Raw genomic sequence first — 15,903 nt, 5'->3', positions numbered from 1 at the left:
GCTCAATAGAGCATGGAGCGGGATTCTTCCAGGTCCAGGCACATGGCCTTGTTGTCCGGGTCTATCCCCAGCTTCTTGAAGGCCGGCACGCTGAAGGCGTCGATCCGCGACAGCGGGTGCTCGGTGTCCTTGTGGCAGTACAGGGTCGCCACCTGGACCAGGTCGACGTAGTCGATCCGGCTCGACTGGCGGCTGAAGTCCAGGTATTGCCCGGGGATCTCCACCAGTTGCTCGGGGAACTCCCAGACCCGCAGCAGCTTGTCTCCCAGCAACGGGTGGATGCGCTCGATCACGTGATTGAGGCTGACCGGGTCGGAGAGCAGTTCGTAGTGGTCTTCGGCGTAGGTAAGAATCGGCAGCACGCCAATCTGGTGCACCAGGCCGCCCAGGGCCGCCTGGTCCGGCTTGAGCTGGCTGTAGCTGCGGCACAGCGCATAACTGACCCCGGCCACCTCCAGGCTGCGGCGCCAGACATCGCGCATTTTCTGTTCCACCACTTCGGAGCGGGCGTTGAAGATCTGCTCCATCACCAGGCCGATGGCCAGGTTGCTGCTGTAGTTGACCCCCAGGCGGGTGATTGCCGTGTGCAGGTCGGTGACTTCCTGGGCCGCCCTTAGCAAAGGGCTGTTGACCACCTTGATCAGCCGCGCCGACAGCGCGGTATCGCGGCCTATCACCTTGCTCAGGGTACTTACGCTGATTTCCGGGTCTTCGGCTGCCTGGCGAATCTGCAGGGCCACCTCCGGCAGGGTTGGCAGAACCAGGTCATCGTTGCCGATGGCCTCCAGCAAATCCTGTTGGACCTTTTGCGCCAGCTCAGTCATGTAAGTTCTCTAGGGTGTTGCAAGAAAAGGCAGGCAATCAGCGCTGGATCTCGCGGTCGCGATCCAGCTGGTACGGCAGGTCCAGCAGTTGCAGGGTTGGCCCTTCGAGTGTTTCCAGGTGCAGTTCGCCCCCTTCCACCGCTTCGGCCTGCAACACGGCCAGCAGTTCCACGCCCTGCTGCGCCCGGGCGGCCAGGACCACTTCGCCAATGGCGCTGTTGTGGCTGGGAGCGAACAGCGCAGTGCCTGGAGCGGGGAGGGCGTCTCCAGGCAGGGCAAGGCGGTACAGGCGACGCTTGAGCTTGCCTAGGTACTGCATGCGGGCGACGATTTCCTGGCCGGTGTAGCAGCCTTTCTTGAAGCTGACGCCGCCAACGGCCTGCAGGTTGAGCATCTGTGGAATGAACAGTTCACGGGTCTCGGGCATGACTTGGCCGAGGCCGGCGCGGACTTGCCCCAGCAGCCACTGGTTCAGCTCGCCCTCGGGCAGTTGCGCGGCCAGTTGCTGGCGCAGGCTGGCGGCGCGCTCGGCCGGCACCCAGAGTTCGGCGCGCTGGCTGGATACGCGCAAGGCGATCAGGCCATCGGCGCGGGCCACGGAGCCGTCTTCCTCGGGCAGCTCAAGGCCCAGACCGCTCAGGGCGACCTGGGCATCGGCCAGGCCGAAACGCGCCCAACTGGCGCTTTCGTCGGCAAGCTTGGCCTTGGAGAACACCGCGTACTTCTTCAGGTCCGCCAGTTGCGGCTCGATCAGCTCGCGGGCCATGGCCAGTAGGCAGCCGTCGCCTTCCAGAAGGATGCGGAAGCTCGATTGCATGCGGCCTTTCTGATTGCAGCGGGCGCCGAGGCTGGACTGGCTGTCACTGAGGTAATTGAGGTTGCAGGTCAACTGACCCTGAAGGAATTTGCTGGCGTCAGGCCCGCGGACAGCGAGCACGCCTTCGTGGGAGAGGGGGCAGAAAAATGCGGAGTCAGCCATGGTTCATCGCAGGGTAAAAAGTCTGGAGCACATCATAAGGGGGCGCCCCTGAAATGGATAGTTCACAAAGGATGGGTGGCCATCGACCAAAGCCGACTGTTCTCGTCTTCCCCGGGCTGTATACTTGCGCTCTATTTGAGGAGCGCTCCATGGTTGAAGATGTTGAACTGAATCGCCTCTACTGGCACAGCCGCCGCGGCATGCTTGAGCTGGACGTATTGCTGGTGCCGTTCGTCAGGGAGGTGTACCCGCATCTCAATGAGACCGACCGCGAGTGCTATCGCAAGCTGCTGGAGTGCGAGGATCAGGACATGTTTGGCTGGTTCATGGAGCGCAGCGAGTCCGAGGACCCCGAGCTGCAGCGCATGGTCCGCATGATTCTGGACCGTGTCCAACCCAAGTAGGTTGTTCGAATGCCGCTGGCGTGCCTCACGGCAACTGCTGGCGGCCTACCTGCTGGCCCAGGCGTTCGCCCTGGGCGCGTTTTTCCTGCTGGATCTTCCGTCTGTCGCCAGGTTCGTGGGGCTAGGGTTGTGCCTGCTGCATGCCGGCTGGGTGTTGCCGCGGCAGGTTCTCTTGAGCCATCCACGGGCCTTCACCGGGTTGCGCCATTCGCCCGACGGCTGGCAGCTGTGGAGTCGATCCGAGGGGTGGCAGGCCGTGCAGTTGCGCCCCGACAGCCTGGCGCTGCCATTGATCGTGGTGCTGCGTTTTCGGCTGCGGGGGGAGCGCTGGGTGCGCTCCCTCTGTGTACCGCGGGACGCGCAGGCCGCCGACCAGCATCGACGCCTGCGGCTGCGGCTCAAGTTCAGCCGGCGTAGGTGGGCGGCACCAGAATAGTGTCCCGGGCCTCGGGCAGCATCTGCGGGTAGTCCAGGGTGTAGTGCAGGCCGCGGCTCTCCTTGCGCTCCATGGCCGAGAGAATCATCAGCTCGGCCACCTGGGCCAGGTTGCGCAGCTCGATCAGGTCACGGCTGACCTTGTAGTTGCTGTAGAACTCGTCGATCTCGTCCAGCAGCAGGCGCACCCGGTGCTGGGCCCGCTGCAGGCGCTTGTTGGTACGCACTATGCCTACGTAGTCCCACATGAACCGCCGCAACTCGTCCCAGTTGTGCGCAATGATCACGTCTTCATCGGAATCGGTGACCTGGCTGGCATCCCAGGCGGGCAGGGCGATGGGGATCGACACCTGGGGCAGTTGCCGAAGGATGTCGGCCGCCGCCGAACGGGCGTAGACGAAGCACTCCAGCAACGAGTTGCTGGCCATCCGGTTGGCGCCGTGCAGGCCGGTGAAGCTGGTTTCGCCAATGGCGTACAGGCCCGGCACGTCGGTGCGGCCCTGTTGGTCCACCATCACCCCGCCGCAGGTGTAGTGCGCGGCCGGCACCACCGGGATCGGCTGTCGGGTGATATCGATGGAAAACTCCAGGCAACGCTCGTAAACGGTGGGGAAGTGGCTCTTGATGAAGGCTTCCGGCTTGTGGCTGATGTCCAGGTACACGCAGTCGATGCCCAGGCGCTTCATTTCATGGTCGATGGCCCGGGCCACGATGTCCCGTGGTGCCAGCTCGGCCCGAGGGTCGAAGCGCGGCATGAAGCGTTCGCCGTTGGGCAGCTTGAGGTGGGCGCCTTCGCCACGCAGGGCTTCGGTAATCAGGAAGCTCTTGGCCAATGGGTGATACAGGCAGGTGGGGTGGAACTGGTTGAATTCCAGGTTGGCCACCCGGCAGCCCGAGCGCCAGGCCATGGCGATACCGTCGCCGCAGGCACTGTCGGGGTTGCTGGTATAGAGGTAGACCTTGGCTGCGCCGCCGGAGGCGAGGATCACGAAGCGTGCGCCAAAGGTGTCGACCTGGCCGGTGCTGCGGTTGAGCACGTAGGCTCCCAGGCAGCGGTCGCCTTCCAGCCCCAGGCGTTTTTCGGTGATCAGGTCGACGGCGACCCGTTGTTCCAGCAATTCGATATTGGGGTGTTGCCGAGCCTGGGCCAGCAGGGTCTTGAAGATGGCCGCACCGGTGGCATCCGCCGCGTGGATGATCCGCCGGTGGCTGTGGCCGCCCTCGCGGGTCAGGTGGAATTCGAAGCCGCTGTCGTCGCTGCTGGAGTCTTCGTCGCGGGTAAAGGGCACGCCCTGGTCGATCAGCCACTGGATGGCCTCGCGGCTGTGTTCAACGGTAAAGCGCACCGCATCCTCGTGGCACAGGCCGCCGCCGGCATTGAGGGTGTCATCGACGTGGGATTCTACGGTGTCGGTATCATCCAGCACGGCCGCGACGCCGCCCTGGGCCCTGAATGTCGAGCCGTTGGCGAGGTCGCCTTTGCTCAAGACGGCAATACGCAGGTGGCTGGGCAGGGTCAGGGCCAGGCTCAAGCCGGCGGCACCGCTGCCAATCACCAGAACATCGTGTTGAAACTGTTGGCTCATTTGAAGGATTCCGCTCAAAGCGACCCGGGAAGGGGTTGGCGCAAGACGCCTGAATCGGCAAGTCAAAGCAGCCACACAGCCCACTAGTATATAGAGGGGGGGATCGGCACAATAGTCGCGCCTTCATGGCATTGTGCGACTTCACCGAGCAAAAGCGTTGCTCTCGGTCAGTCCGATATTCGGAGCATTCCAGCCTCTGGAGCGGCTGATCGAAGACATAGGGCGGTTTTTCTTGCCACCGTTACACAATCTTCGTCTGGCGCAGCTATAAAGATTGGGAACTTTTGCCAAGGCCCCAAACTCAATAGAAGGTTGCCTGAAAGAAGGGACAGCGTCGGTTATATCCAAGGTTTACAGTGTGTCCCTTGTGACAGAATTCGACGACAGGATTATTCGCGCAGCCGGCCTCGCCCGTGCTGCGTTTTTCGTGCGTGCCGGATCAGAGCCCGCAGGAAACTTGCTTGGAGGGGGAGAACTTTTGCGAAAAGCCCGAGTCTATGTTTGCAAGCCTGATCGTTTAGTGATGCAAGCCTCCTCCGAGCTTATCGAGGAGTGTTCATGCTAACCCAGGAAGAGGATCAGCAGCTGGTCGAGCGCGTTCAGCGTGGCGACAAGCGAGCGTTCGATCTGCTCGTGCTGAAGTACCAGCACAAAATTCTCGGGTTGATCGTGCGTTTCGTGCACGACACCCATGAAGCCCAGGATGTTGCACAAGAAGCTTTTATCAAGGCTTACCGTGCGCTAGGTAATTTTCGGGGTGACAGCGCGTTTTACACGTGGCTGTACCGTATCGCCATCAACACGGCGAAAAACTATCTGGTTTCACGCGGCCGCAGGCCGCCGGATAGCGATGTAAGTTCTGAGGATGCGGAGTTCTATGACGGCGATCATGGCCTGAAGGATCTCGAATCGCCGGAGCGTGCGTTGCTGCGGGATGAGATCGAGGGCACCGTCCATCGAACCATCCAGCAACTGCCTGAAGATTTGCGTACGGCCTTAACTTTACGTGAATTCGATGGTCTGAGTTACGAGGACATTGCGAGCGTCATGCAGTGTCCGGTGGGTACCGTGCGCTCCCGGATTTTCCGCGCTCGGGAAGCCATCGATAAAGCCCTGCAGCCGTTGTTGCAGGAAACCTGAGACAGCGGCGACAGCCAAGAGAGGAACCGCCATGAGTCGTGAAGCCCTGCAGGAATCGCTGTCCGCGGTGATGGATAACGAAGCGGACGAACTGGAATTGCGTCGGGTATTGAATGCCGTCGACGAAGTGGAAACCCGTGAGACCTGGGCCCGTTATCAAATCGCCCGGGCAGCCATGCACAAGGAGTTGCTGCTTCCGCGTCTGGACATCGCCGCTGCCGTTTCTGCAGCTCTGGCTGATGAGGCCGTGCCGGCCAAAGCCTCCCGCGGACCTTGGCGCAGCCTGGGCCGTCTGGCAGTAGCTGCCTCGGTGACCGTGGCCGTGCTGGCCGGTGTTCGCCTGTACAACCAGGACGAGATCGCAGGTGTCGAACTGGCACAGCAAACCGGCCAGCCCACCCTGGCGACTCCACAAGTCAAAGGGCCGGCAGTACTGGCCGGCTACAATGAAAGCTCGGAAGCTACTGGCCCCATGGCCAATGGCGTACTGCAAGGGCAGCCAGGCTGGCACGATCAGCGTCTGCCAAGCTACTTGCGCCAGCACGCCCAGCAAGCTGCACTCAAAGGCACTGAAAGCGCTCTGCCTTACGCCCGTGCGGCAAGCCTGGAAAACCGCTAAGGAGGATCATGCGCGCCATACCTCTATTAACGCTTCTGCTCAGTGGCTGGTTTGCGGTTCCAGCCCATGCCGACGAAGCCCAGGACTGGCTGCAGCGTCTTGGGCAAGCGGAACAGCAGCAAAGCTTTCAGGGCACTTTCGTTTACGAGCGCAACGGTAGTTTTTCTACCCATAACATCTGGCATCGTGTCCAGGATGGAAAGGTCCGTGAGCGGTTGATCCAGCTCGATGGGTCCGCTCAAGAGGTGGTGCGTGTCGATGGTCGTACCCAGTGCGTCAGTGGCGAGTTGGTGGCAGGTCTCGGGGATTCCCCTGACGGTGCCGCCCGAGCCCTGGACCCGCAAAAACTCAAGAATTGGTACAACCTTGCTGTCATCGGCAAGTCGCGCGTGGCCGGTCGCCAGGCGGTGATCGTTTCGGTCACGCCCAAGGACCAGCATCGCTATGGTTTCGAGCTCCACCTGGATCGTGAGACCGGGCTGCCGCTCAAGTCCCTGTTGCTCAACGACAAGGGGCAGTTGCTGGAGCGCTTCCAGTTCACTCGCCTGGATACTGCGGATGTCCCTGACGACGTCGAGTTGCGTCCCAGCGCTGGCTGCAAGCCGGTGTCTCTGGACAGCGACAAGGCCTCGGCGGTCAAGACTGTGCAAACCTGGCATTCCGACTGGCTGCCTCCGGGCTTCGAATTGACCAGCAGCAGTGCCCGCAAGGATCCGGAAACCAAATCCATGGTCAACAGCCTGCTGTATGACGATGGTCTGGCGCGCTTTTCGGTGTTTCTCGAGCCGCTCAACGGCGCGACGGTCACCGATACCCGCACTCAGCTCGGACCTACGGTGGCTGTATCACGCCGCCTGACTACCCCCGATGGCGAGATGATGGTCACGGTGGTCGGGGAGATCCCCATTGGTACTGCTGAACGTATTGCGCTGTCGATGCGTTCCGATACCACTGCCAAGCAATGAGCCTTTGTTGGTTGTGTAAGAGGTCAGTGATGCCCGCTCCACAATTGAGAAGATGAAATGTTTGGTCAGCAATTTCATTTGCAAAATTCCCAGAGTTTTTCTATAGGTCAGAACCCCCTCGGTTCTTACCTTATTTGTCGTTCCTGGAACAAAGATGCCGCCCCTGCAGTTTCGGTATTTGCTGTTCCATATCGCTTAACCACGCTCGTCGTAACGGGAGCCGTATGTCGATACCACGCTTGAAGTCCTACTTCACCATTCTTGCCACCGTGCTGGTGCTTGGGCAGGCCGTTTCTGCCCAGGCGGCCGAGCTGCCTGATTTCACCCAACTGGTCGAGCAGGCCTCGCCTGCGGTGGTGAACATCAGTACCACGCAGAAACTGCCGGACCGCCGGGTTTCCAATTCGGCGCAGATGCCCGACCTCGAAGGCCTGCCGCCAATGCTGCGCGAGTTCTTCGAGCGGGGCATGCCCCAGCCACGCTCTCCGCGCGGGGATCGTCAGCGCGAAGCGCAGTCGCTGGGTTCCGGGTTCATCATCTCCGCGGACGGTTACATCCTCACCAACAACCACGTGATCGCCGATGCGGACGAAATTCTTGTGCGTCTGGCCGATCGCAGTGAGCTGAAAGCCAAGCTGATCGGTACCGACCCACGCTCCGACGTAGCACTGCTGAAAATCGATGGCAAAGACCTGCCGGTGCTGAAACTGGGTAAATCCCAGGACCTCAAGGCCGGCCAGTGGGTGGTGGCCATCGGCTCGCCGTTCGGCTTCGACCATACCGTGACCCAGGGTATCGTCAGTGCCATCGGTCGCAGCCTGCCGAACGAAAACTACGTGCCCTTCATCCAGACCGACGTGCCGATCAACCCGGGCAATTCCGGTGGCCCGCTGTTCAACCTGGCCGGTGAAGTGGTGGGGATCAACTCGCAGATCTACACCCGCTCCGGTGGTTTCATGGGCGTGTCTTTCGCCATCCCGATCGATGTGGCGATGGACGTTTCCAACCAGCTGAAAGCCGGTGGCAAAGTCAGCCGTGGCTGGCTTGGCGTGGTAATCCAGGAGGTCAATAAGGACCTGGCTGAATCCTTCGGCCTGGAGAAACCGGCCGGCGCGCTGGTTGCACAGATCCAGGATGATGGCCCGGCGGCCAAGGGCGGCCTGCAAGTGGGTGACGTGATCCTCAGCCTCAATGGCCAGCCCATCGTCATGTCAGCCGACCTGCCGCACCTGGTAGGCGCGCTGAAGGCCGGGGCCAAGGCCAACCTGGAAGTGATCCGCGACGGCAAGCGCAAGAATGTCGAGCTGACCGTCGGCGCGATTCCTGAAGAAGACAAAGACCTGAGCATGCTGCCCAAGTCGGGTGTCGAGCGCAGCAGCAACCGTCTGGGTGTAGCGGTGGTCGAGCTCAACGATGAGCAGAAGAAAGCCTTTGACCTCAAGGGCGGGGTAGTCATCAAGGAAGTCCAGGACGGTCCTGCGGCGCTGATCGGCTTGCAGCCGGGCGACGTGATCACTCACCTGAACAATCAGGCGATCACTTCGGCGAAGGAGTTCACTGAAATCGCCAAGGCATTGCCGAAGAACCGCTCGGTGTCCATGCGGGTACTGCGTCAGGGGCGAGCCAGCTTCATCACCTTCAAGCTGGCCGAGTAATTCGCCAGCCCCTGAGGTTGCCCAATAAAAAGCCCGCCTCGTAAGAGGCGGGCTTTTTTGTGGCTTGCGTCAATGTCAGCGCATCATGTCCTTGACCATCTGTTCCTGGTCCATCATCTCGCGCTGGCGAGCGTCGATCCTCGACGACAGGGGGAAGTTGCTACCGGCCCGGCGCTTGGCGAAGTCCAACTGCTGGATGGCCTGGCGATAGTCGCCCACCAGGGCGAAGTACTCGGCTCGGGCCTGGTGCAGGCCGATGATATTGCCCGACAGGCCGCGGGTTTCCGCCACCAGGTACCAGACATCCGGGTCGTCTGGGCGGCTTTTCAGCAGGCCTTCCAGGGCCTTTTCGGCATCGGCCGGGCGGTTCTGCTTGAGCAGCAGGTCCACGCGGATCTGGTTCAAGGGGTAATTGCCCGGGTACAGGTTGAGCATCCTTTCGACCCGAGTCTGCGCGTCCGGCAGGCGGCTGTTGGCCATGTCCAGTTCGATCTGAGCCAGGTTGTAGGTCACGTCGTTGGGCGACTTGGCCAGCAGGGGCTTGAGGTTTTCCCGTGCTTCGTTCCACTGGCTGCCCTTGATCTGGGCGATGGCCAGGCCGTAGCGAGCGATGTCGTTCTTCGGGTTCTCATCGAGCTGCGCGCGAAAGCGCTTGGCGGCCAGCCCTGGCGATTCCTCATAGGTCAGTTGCACCCGGGCGCGGATCAACTGGTAGCGAAGGCTGTCTTCGGTGCCGCCTTGCCGGGCCTGTTCCGCACGGTTGCGGGTGTCGGCGATCCGCGATTCGGTCACCGGGTGAGTCAGGAGAAATTCCGGCGGCTTGGCATCGAAGCGGTACTGGCGCATCAGGCGTTCGAACATGGTGGGCATCGAGCGCGGGTCGTAGCCGGCCTTTTCCAGGTTGAGGATGCCGATGCGGTCGGCTTCCTGCTCGTTCTGCCGGGAGAAGCGCCGCTGTTCCTGGATGGCTGCGGCCTGGGTGCCGGCGATGGTGGCGATCCCCGCGTCCCCGGCGCCAGCGGCGGCAATCACGATCCCGGCCAGCAGGGCGGCCATCATCGGCACCTGCATGCGCTGCTGGGCTTCGACCCCACGGGCGAAGTGGCGCTGGGAAAGGTGCGCCAGTTCGTGTGCCAGCACCGAGGCGTACTCGCCTTCGGTCTGGGCATTGAGGAACAGCCCGCCATTGACCCCGATGATTCCCCCGGGAGCGGCGAAGGCGTTGAGCTGCGGGCTGTTGATCAGGATGAACTCCAGGCGCCGGTCGTTGACCTGGCTGGTTTCCACCAGTTTGTAGACGCTGGTTTCGACATAGTCCTTGAGTTGCGGGTCGTTGAGCTGCGAAACCTGGCTGCGCAGCAACGCCAGCCAGGCACGGCCCAGTTGGTATTCCTGTTGCGGAGAGACAATGGCTGAACTGGCATCACCAAGTGACGGCAGGTCGTCGGCGAAGCCCGGTGAGGCGAGCAGGCAAGCGAGCGTCAGCAGGGTAGGGCGCAATACATTCATGCACAAAGCCTTAATCGACAAAGGCTCTACTGTAGCTGGACACCTGGCCGGGGACCAGACAAAGCCAGTGAAAACTCTGAGGATAAAAAGTGCTTTTGGGTAAATTCCGGCGTCTACCTGATCGTGGCTTCGGCAGCGCGCGGCAGTGCTCTGGTGTCGGCCTTCTTTATTGCCGGCGGGCCTGGCTTGCAGGGTATTCTAGACGCCTTGAATTGATGATCGGAGTAACCCAATGACCGATGTTGTCGCCCATGATGCCGAGCTGGACGCCAGCGGCCTGAACTGCCCGCTGCCGCTGCTCAAGGCCAAGATGGAACTCAATCGCCTGGCCAGTGGCGCGGTACTCAAGGTCATTGCCACCGATGCCGGCTCCCAGCGTGACTTCCGCACTTTCGCCCGCCTGGCCGGTCATACCCTGCTGCATGAAGAGGATGAGGCCGGGGTGTATCGCTACTGGTTGAAAAAGGCCTGAGCGCAGTCTGCCCTTGAGGGCCTTCATCTAAGGAACATCGATGTTCAAAGTGCTACGTGACTGGATTCAGCGCTACTTCTCGGATGAAGAGGCGGTGGTGCTGGCCGTTCTGCTGTTTCTGGCCTTCACTGCCGTCCTGACCCTGGGCGGCATGCTCGCGCCGGTGCTGGCGGGGATGGTCCTGGCCTACCTGATGCAGGGGCTGGTGGTGAGCCTGGAGCGGCTGCGCCTGCCTGGCGGGGCGGCCGTGGGGCTGGTGTTCGCGCTGTTCATGGGGCTGCTGCTGGTGTTCATCCTGGTGGTGGTGCCGTTGCTCTGGCATCAGTTGATCACCCTGTTCAACGAGCTGCCGGGCATGCTCGCCAAGTGGCAGTCGCTGTTGCTGCTGTTGCCCGAGCGCTACCCGCATCTTGTGTCCGACGAGCAGGTGCTGCAGGCCATCGAAGTGGCCAGGGGCGAGATCGGCAAGTTCGGCCAGTGGGCGCTGACCTTCTCCCTGTCCAGCCTGCCCTTGCTGGTGAACATCATGATCTACCTGGTACTGGTGCCGATCCTGGTGTTCTTCTTCCTCAAGGATCGGGCGATGATCAGCCGCTGGGTGATCAGCTATCTGCCCCGCGAACGTACGCTGATTACTCGCGTGGCCCATGAAATGAACCGGCAGATCGCCAACTACATTCGCGGCAAGGTCATCGAGATCGTCATCTGTGGCGGGGTGACCTACATCGCCTTCGTCGCCCTGGGCCTGAACTATGCGGCCCTGTTGGCTCTGCTGGTGGGGGTCTCGGTGGTGGTGCCCTATGTCGGCGCCGTGGTGGTAACGGTACCGGTGGCGCTGATTGCGCTGTTCCAGTGGGGCTGGAGCGATCAGTTCATCTACCTGATGGCGGTCTACGGGATCATCCAGACCCTGGATGGCAACGTGCTGGTGCCACTGCTGTTCTCCGGCGCGGTGAACCTGCACCCGGTGGCGATCATCTGTGCGGTGCTGCTGTTTGGCGGGCTGTGGGGGTTCTGGGGGATATTCTTTGCGATTCCCCTGGCGACCCTGTTCAAGGCAGTGCTGGATGCCTGGCCCAGGAAGGACCCGGTGGTGGCACCTCTCCTCTAGATAAACGGGGCGGCTGATACAGCCGCCCCGGTCATTTCAGGCCTTGTTCAGGGCCTGGGCCGCGGCCAGTACGGCGTCGACGTGCCCGGGTACCTTCACCCCGCGCCATTCCTGGCGCAACACACCGTCCTTGTCGATCAGGAAGGTGCTGCGGTCCACGCCCAGGTATTCCTTGCCGTAGAGCTTCTTCAGCTTGATCACGTCAAACAGCTGGCAGACGGCTTCGTCCTTGTCGCTGATCAGCTCGAAGGGGAATTCCTGCTTGCACTTGAAGTTCTCGTGGGACTTCAGGCTGTCGCGGGAAACGCCGAAGACTTCGGTGTTGGCAGCCTGGAAGGCGGCGTATTGATCGCGAAAGCCCTGGCCTTCGGTGGTGCAGCCCGGGGTGCTGTCCTTGGGATAGAAGTAGATCACCACTTGCTTGCCCTTGAGGTCGGACAGGCTGACGGTCTGCCCGCTGGTGGCGGGGGCCTGGAAATCGGCAATAGGTTGATCGATAGCAACGGCCATGGGGCTTCCTTACATAGGGTTCTGTGGGCGCCAGGGTTCGATCAGCGCGTCGAGGTTCATGGCATCGGCAAAGTCCAGGAACTGGTCGCGCAGCCAACTGATCTGGGTGCCGGCGGGCAGGGTCACGGTAAAGGTGGCATTGAGCATGGTGCCGCCGGTCTGTGGAGCCTGGTAGGTATCGCAGGTGAGGTTTTCCAGCTCGACCTGATGGTCGATGAAGAACTGGCACAGCTCATTGACGATGTCCGAGCGGTACGCGGCGCTGACGTAGGCCACATAAGGCAGGGCCTGGGGGCGGCTTTCCAGGGCGGCGCTGCGCACCACGTTGACCGTGAAGGCATGCTTCTTGGCCAGGAACGGCAGGCTGCTTTCCAGGCGCGCCAGGGCGTCCCAGCTGCCGGAAATCTCCAGAACCAGCGCGCTGCACTCGCCATGCCGGGTCAGGCGCGACGTCACCACGGCGCAGCGGTTTTCATGGCTGGCGCGGCACAGGACGTTGGTCAGCTCCATGGGGTTGGCGCCGAGGGCACTGATGACAAGGAATTGTTCGCGAACTGTGGGGGTGGACATGCAGCATTCCTAAAGCGATGAGCGGTCGGTACTTTTTGACAAGCCAGTACCGGGCAAGCGTCGCCGGCGGAACTTCAAGGCCTCGGACCACAAGCCGGCGACTGGCCCCGAAACGCTCGGAACACAGGCTGGCAACGCGGGAATGGGGCTTTGCAGATCCAACAGGCAGGCGATAACCCGGTCTACACGCTTATCAGTAGCGATCAAAGCCTGAAGGGTAGCGAAAACCATCGCTCAGGGGAATGCTCATGGCGCGGGACTTCGCTTGTGCAAGGAACTTGGCGCCAGTACCATTACCGCTCTCTTTTTCCGGCAGGAGCGGTTGCATGATTGCGGGCAGTATGGTGGCACTGGTCACACCCATGGATGCACAGGGAAATCTCGACTGGGACAGCCTGAGCAAACTGGTGGACTTCCACCTGCAAGAGGGCACCAACGCCATCGTGGCGGTCGGCACCACAGGTGAGTCGGCCACCCTGGATGTGAACGAGCACATCGAAGTGATTCGTCGGGTGGTCACCCAGGTTGCAGGGCGCATTCCGGTGATCGCCGGTACCGGCGCCAACTCGACGCGCGAAGCGATCGAGCTGACCACCAATGCGAAGATCGCCGGCGCCGATGCGTGCCTGCTGGTGACCCCGTACTACAACAAGCCGACCCAGGAAGGCCTGTACCAGCATTTCCGCGCCATTGCCGAGGCCGTGGACATCCCGCAGATCCTCTACAACGTTCCGGGCCGCACCGCATGCGACATGCAGGCCGAGACCGTGATCCGCCTGTCCTCCGTGAAGAACATCATCGGCATCAAGGAAGCCACCGGCGACCTGCAGCGCGCCAAGGCCATCCTGGCCGGCGTGCCCGGCGATTTCCTGGTGTACTCCGGCGATGACGCCACCGCAGTCGAGCTGATCCTGCTGGGCGGCAAGGGCAATATCTCGGTGACCGCCAACGTCGCGCCACGGGCCATGAGCCAGATGTGCGCCGCGGCCATGGCCGGCGATGCTGCCAAGGCCCGGGAGATCCACGAGACCCTGATGCCGCTGAACAAGACTCTGTTCATCGAATCCAACCCTATTCCCGTGAAATGGGCCCTGCACGAAATGGGCTTGATGCCGGACGGTATCCGTCTGCCGCTCACCTGGCTCAGTGCCGCCTGTCACGAACCGCTGCGGCAGGCCATGCGCCAGTCCGGCGTCTTGGTTTAATTGAGGAAGTACAACGCATGAAGCGAATGGCCGGACTTTCCGCACTTGCCTTGATTATCTCCAGCACCAGTGGCTGCGGTTGGATCTGGGGCCCGGAAGGCTACTTCCGTGACCGGGGTAGCGATTACCTGCAAGCGCAACAAACAGCACCGATGCAATTGCCGCCGGATGTACAGACCGCCAAGCGTCTGGACCCTCTGCTGCCGATTCCGCGCAACGTGGCCGACGACAACGTCAAGGGCGAGTACGAAGTGCCTCGTCCCCAGCCGCTGTCGGCCATTGCCGATGCCAGCGACTACACCCTGCAAAAGAGCGGCGATTCGCGTTGGGTCATGGCCCAGCATCCACCGGCCGAAGTCTGGCCAGTGGCGGTGCAGTTCTTCCAGGACAACGGTTTCCGCCTGGATCAACAGCGCCCGCAAACCGGTGAGTTCACCACCGGCTGGCAGCGTTCCGACGAACTTTCCGCTGCCGTGGCCAAGCGCCTGAGCAGTGCCGGCGTCGCCGCCGACAGCGAAACCCGCGTACGGGTCCGTATCGAGCCGGGCGTGCAGCGCAACACCAGTGAAGTCTACGTGGTCAGTGCCGAGCGTCCCGCCGGCAGCACTGCCGACGTGGAATTCACCAACCGTTCGGTCAACACCGGCCTGGACGCAGCGCTGGTGGACGACATGCTGGCAAGCATGAGCCGCACCTCCGAGAAGGGCGGTTCGGTGTCTCTGCTGGCGGCCCGCGATTTCGATACCCCGAGCCGAGTCAGCCTCAGCGAGGATGGCAGCGGCAACCCGGTGCTGAACCTGGGCGCCGACCTCGATCGCGCCTGGTCCAGCGTTGGCCGTGCCCTGGAACAGGGCGAATGGCGGGTTGAGGACATCAACCGCAGCCTGGGCCTGTACTACATCAACCTGGCGGAAAAAGCCGAGAAGAAAGACGACGAGCCGGGCTTCTTCGGCAAGTTGTTCGGCAGCAAGCCGGCCAAGGAAGAGATCGAAGCCCGTGCCGAGCGCTATCAGGTTCGCCTGAGCAAGGTAGGCGAGAACGTCCAGGTCACCGTCGAGAAGAACATCAACACCGTGGCGCCGGCCGATGTGGCACGCAAAGTGTTGGGCGTGATTCAGGACAACCTGGGCTGATCCGATGCGTTTTGCCGTTCTCGGCAGTGGTAGCCAAGGGAATGGCACGCTGATCGTCAGTGCCGACACCTGCGTTCTGGTGGATTGTGGTTTCTCCCTGCGGGAAACCGAGCGGCGCCTGCTGCGTCTGGGAGTCGATCCCGCGCAGTTGAGCGCCATCCTGGTAACCCACGAACATGCCGACCACGTGCATGGCGTGGGTTTGCTGTCTCGGCGCTACAATCTACCGGTCTACCTCAGCCAGGGCACCTTGCGCGGGATGCGCAAACCGGTGGAGGTCGCGGGTTTTGTCCGCGGTGGCGAGTCGCTGCAGATCGGCGCCTTGCGCATCGACGTGATTGCCGTGGCCCACGACGCCCAGGAACCTACGCAATTTGTCTTCAGTGATGGCCAGCGGCGCTTCGGCCTGCTGACCGACCTCGGCTCCTACTGCGCCGGGGTGCTGGACGGCTACCGTGGCCTGGATGCCTTGATGATCGAGGCCAACCATTGCCGGGATCGGCTGGCACGGGGTTATTACCCGTACTTTCTCAAGCAGCGGGTTGGCGGCGACCTGGGACATTTGAACAACCATCAGGCCGCAAGCCTGGTGGCCGAATTGGGATGGCAGGACCTGCAGCACCTGGTCCTGGCTCATCTGAGCAGCAAGAACAACCTGCCGCAGCTGGCCCGGCAATGTTTTGTCGACACCCTCGGGTGCGACCCGGACTGGCTGCAACTGGCCGATCAAGATTCAGGGCTCGACTGGCGCCACATCGCCTAGCCCACCTACTTAGCAAGCGGAGC

Annotated in this window: 17 protein-coding genes; 11 read left to right on the top strand and 6 right to left on the bottom strand. The window is 62.0% G+C overall.

What is annotated here, in order from left to right; translation table 11 throughout:
* Nucleotides 1-2: 2 nt before the first annotated feature.
* Entirely contained in the window at nt 3-824 is an 822-nt protein-coding gene (locus ACUXVH_RS16765) for an HDOD domain-containing protein (RefSeq protein WP_011059783.1), read from the bottom strand.
* Nucleotides 825-861: 37 nt separating this feature from the next.
* Nucleotides 862-1,803 (bottom strand): CAF17-like 4Fe-4S cluster assembly/insertion protein YgfZ, encoded by a 942-nt coding sequence (gene ygfZ, locus ACUXVH_RS16760; protein ID WP_065364401.1) that lies wholly within the window; start codon nt 1,801-1,803, stop codon nt 862-864.
* 149 nt (nt 1,804-1,952) lie between these two features.
* Between ygfZ and ACUXVH_RS16755 the strand changes: the two genes are divergently transcribed.
* Both ACUXVH_RS16755 and ACUXVH_RS16750 read left to right on the top strand, forming a co-directional pair.
* Entirely contained in the window at nt 1,953-2,207 is a 255-nt protein-coding gene (locus tag ACUXVH_RS16755; RefSeq protein ID WP_011059785.1) for an FAD assembly factor SdhE, read from the top strand.
* Nucleotides 2,191-2,643: a protein YgfX gene (locus ACUXVH_RS16750; protein WP_065364400.1), complete on the top strand. Its 453-nt coding sequence runs from the start codon at nt 2,191-2,193 to the stop codon at nt 2,641-2,643. Before ACUXVH_RS16755 ends, ACUXVH_RS16750 begins: the two co-directional genes overlap by 17 nt.
* Here the strand turns inward: ACUXVH_RS16750 and nadB are convergent.
* Entirely contained in the window at nt 2,612-4,228 is a 1,617-nt protein-coding gene (gene nadB / locus ACUXVH_RS16745; protein WP_011059787.1) for an L-aspartate oxidase, read from the bottom strand. The genes ACUXVH_RS16750 and nadB overlap by 32 nt on opposite strands.
* Before the next feature lie 558 nt (nt 4,229-4,786).
* Between nadB and rpoE the strand changes: the two genes are divergently transcribed.
* The 4 genes from rpoE to ACUXVH_RS16725 all read left to right on the top strand — a co-directional run bounded on the left by rpoE (nt 4,787) and on the right by ACUXVH_RS16725 (nt 8,607).
* Nucleotides 4,787-5,368, top strand: coding sequence for an RNA polymerase sigma factor RpoE (rpoE, locus tag ACUXVH_RS16740; protein WP_007930230.1), 582 nt, complete (start codon nt 4,787-4,789; stop codon nt 5,366-5,368).
* Between the two features lie 31 nt (nt 5,369-5,399).
* A complete protein-coding gene (locus ACUXVH_RS16735; RefSeq protein WP_011059788.1) occupies nt 5,400-5,987 on the top strand; it encodes a sigma-E factor negative regulatory protein in 588 nt (195 codons plus the stop codon).
* A gap of 8 nt (nt 5,988-5,995) precedes the next feature.
* Nucleotides 5,996-6,952 (top strand): MucB/RseB C-terminal domain-containing protein, encoded by a 957-nt coding sequence (locus ACUXVH_RS16730; RefSeq protein ID WP_065364398.1) that lies wholly within the window; start codon nt 5,996-5,998, stop codon nt 6,950-6,952.
* Between the two features lie 224 nt (nt 6,953-7,176).
* Nucleotides 7,177-8,607 carry a DegQ family serine endoprotease gene (locus tag ACUXVH_RS16725; protein WP_041116486.1) on the top strand — a complete coding sequence of 477 codons (1,431 nt, stop codon included), beginning with the start codon at nt 7,177-7,179 and terminating at the stop codon, nt 8,605-8,607.
* A 75-nt stretch (nt 8,608-8,682) separates the two neighbouring features.
* Here the strand turns inward: ACUXVH_RS16725 and ACUXVH_RS16720 are convergent, their stop codons facing one another.
* The gene (locus tag ACUXVH_RS16720) at nt 8,683-10,116 is read right to left on the bottom strand and encodes a M48 family metalloprotease (RefSeq protein ID WP_011059791.1); all 1,434 of its coding nucleotides are present in this window, start codon (nt 10,114-10,116) and stop codon (nt 8,683-8,685) included.
* Between the two features lie 232 nt (nt 10,117-10,348).
* Here ACUXVH_RS16720 and ACUXVH_RS16715 point away from each other — a divergent pair, with 232 nt between their 5' ends.
* The gene (locus tag ACUXVH_RS16715; RefSeq protein WP_065364397.1) at nt 10,349-10,588 is read left to right on the top strand and encodes a sulfurtransferase TusA family protein; all 240 of its coding nucleotides are present in this window, start codon (nt 10,349-10,351) and stop codon (nt 10,586-10,588) included.
* Nucleotides 10,589-10,628: 40 nt separating this feature from the next.
* On the top strand, nt 10,629-11,699 hold the full coding sequence (locus ACUXVH_RS16710; RefSeq protein WP_011059793.1) for an AI-2E family transporter: 1,071 nt from the start codon (nt 10,629-10,631) through the stop codon (nt 11,697-11,699).
* Between the two features lie 36 nt (nt 11,700-11,735).
* On the opposite strand, the gene ACUXVH_RS16705 is transcribed toward ACUXVH_RS16710, so the two are convergent.
* Nucleotides 11,736-12,209 (bottom strand): peroxiredoxin, encoded by a 474-nt coding sequence (locus ACUXVH_RS16705; protein WP_011059794.1) that lies wholly within the window; start codon nt 12,207-12,209, stop codon nt 11,736-11,738.
* Between the two features lie 9 nt (nt 12,210-12,218).
* Entirely contained in the window at nt 12,219-12,779 is a 561-nt protein-coding gene (locus ACUXVH_RS16700; RefSeq protein WP_011059795.1) for a glycine cleavage system protein R, read from the bottom strand.
* 326 nt (nt 12,780-13,105) lie between these two features.
* Between ACUXVH_RS16700 and dapA the strand changes: the two genes are divergently transcribed.
* From dapA to ACUXVH_RS16685, 3 genes are read left to right on the top strand one after another with little or no spacing between them, the layout of a single operon-like run.
* A complete protein-coding gene (gene dapA / locus ACUXVH_RS16695) occupies nt 13,106-13,984 on the top strand; it encodes a 4-hydroxy-tetrahydrodipicolinate synthase (RefSeq protein WP_011059796.1) in 879 nt (292 codons plus the stop codon).
* A 17-nt stretch (nt 13,985-14,001) separates the two neighbouring features.
* The gene (bamC, locus tag ACUXVH_RS16690) at nt 14,002-15,117 is read left to right on the top strand and encodes an outer membrane protein assembly factor BamC (RefSeq protein WP_011059797.1); all 1,116 of its coding nucleotides are present in this window, start codon (nt 14,002-14,004) and stop codon (nt 15,115-15,117) included.
* 4 nt (nt 15,118-15,121) lie between these two features.
* A complete protein-coding gene (locus tag ACUXVH_RS16685; RefSeq protein WP_011059798.1) occupies nt 15,122-15,880 on the top strand; it encodes an MBL fold metallo-hydrolase in 759 nt (252 codons plus the stop codon).
* The last annotated feature ends 23 nt before the right edge of the window (nt 15,881-15,903 follow it).

The organism is Pseudomonas sp. 8(2025) (assembly GCF_052665325.1).
The sequence above is the reverse complement of the archived record's forward strand: the minus strand, read 5'-3'. Positions and strand labels throughout refer to the sequence as shown.

Coding starts and splice junctions, on each gene's coding strand:
- bamC (WP_011059797.1), top strand. CDS start 14,002: ATGAAGCGAATGGCCGGACTTTCCGCACTTGCCTTGATTATCTCCAGC.
- ACUXVH_RS16755 (WP_011059785.1), top strand. CDS start 1,953: ATGGTTGAAGATGTTGAACTGAATCGCCTCTACTGGCACAGCCGCCGC.
- ACUXVH_RS16715 (WP_065364397.1), top strand. CDS start 10,349: ATGACCGATGTTGTCGCCCATGATGCCGAGCTGGACGCCAGCGGCCTG.
- ACUXVH_RS16705 (WP_011059794.1), bottom strand. CDS start 12,209: ATGGCCGTTGCTATCGATCAACCTATTGCCGATTTCCAGGCCCCCGCC.
- ACUXVH_RS16720 (WP_011059791.1), bottom strand. CDS start 10,116: ATGAATGTATTGCGCCCTACCCTGCTGACGCTCGCTTGCCTGCTCGCC.
- ACUXVH_RS16735 (WP_011059788.1), top strand. CDS start 5,400: ATGAGTCGTGAAGCCCTGCAGGAATCGCTGTCCGCGGTGATGGATAAC.
- ACUXVH_RS16765 (WP_011059783.1), bottom strand. CDS start 824: ATGACTGAGCTGGCGCAAAAGGTCCAACAGGATTTGCTGGAGGCCATC.
- ACUXVH_RS16725 (WP_041116486.1), top strand. CDS start 7,177: ATGTCGATACCACGCTTGAAGTCCTACTTCACCATTCTTGCCACCGTG.
- nadB (WP_011059787.1), bottom strand. CDS start 4,228: ATGAGCCAACAGTTTCAACACGATGTTCTGGTGATTGGCAGCGGTGCC.
- ACUXVH_RS16685 (WP_011059798.1), top strand. CDS start 15,122: ATGCGTTTTGCCGTTCTCGGCAGTGGTAGCCAAGGGAATGGCACGCTG.
- ACUXVH_RS16730 (WP_065364398.1), top strand. CDS start 5,996: ATGCGCGCCATACCTCTATTAACGCTTCTGCTCAGTGGCTGGTTTGCG.
- rpoE (WP_007930230.1), top strand. CDS start 4,787: ATGCTAACCCAGGAAGAGGATCAGCAGCTGGTCGAGCGCGTTCAGCGT.
- ygfZ (WP_065364401.1), bottom strand. CDS start 1,803: ATGGCTGACTCCGCATTTTTCTGCCCCCTCTCCCACGAAGGCGTGCTC.
- dapA (WP_011059796.1), top strand. CDS start 13,106: ATGATTGCGGGCAGTATGGTGGCACTGGTCACACCCATGGATGCACAG.
- ACUXVH_RS16700 (WP_011059795.1), bottom strand. CDS start 12,779: ATGTCCACCCCCACAGTTCGCGAACAATTCCTTGTCATCAGTGCCCTC.
- ACUXVH_RS16710 (WP_011059793.1), top strand. CDS start 10,629: ATGTTCAAAGTGCTACGTGACTGGATTCAGCGCTACTTCTCGGATGAA.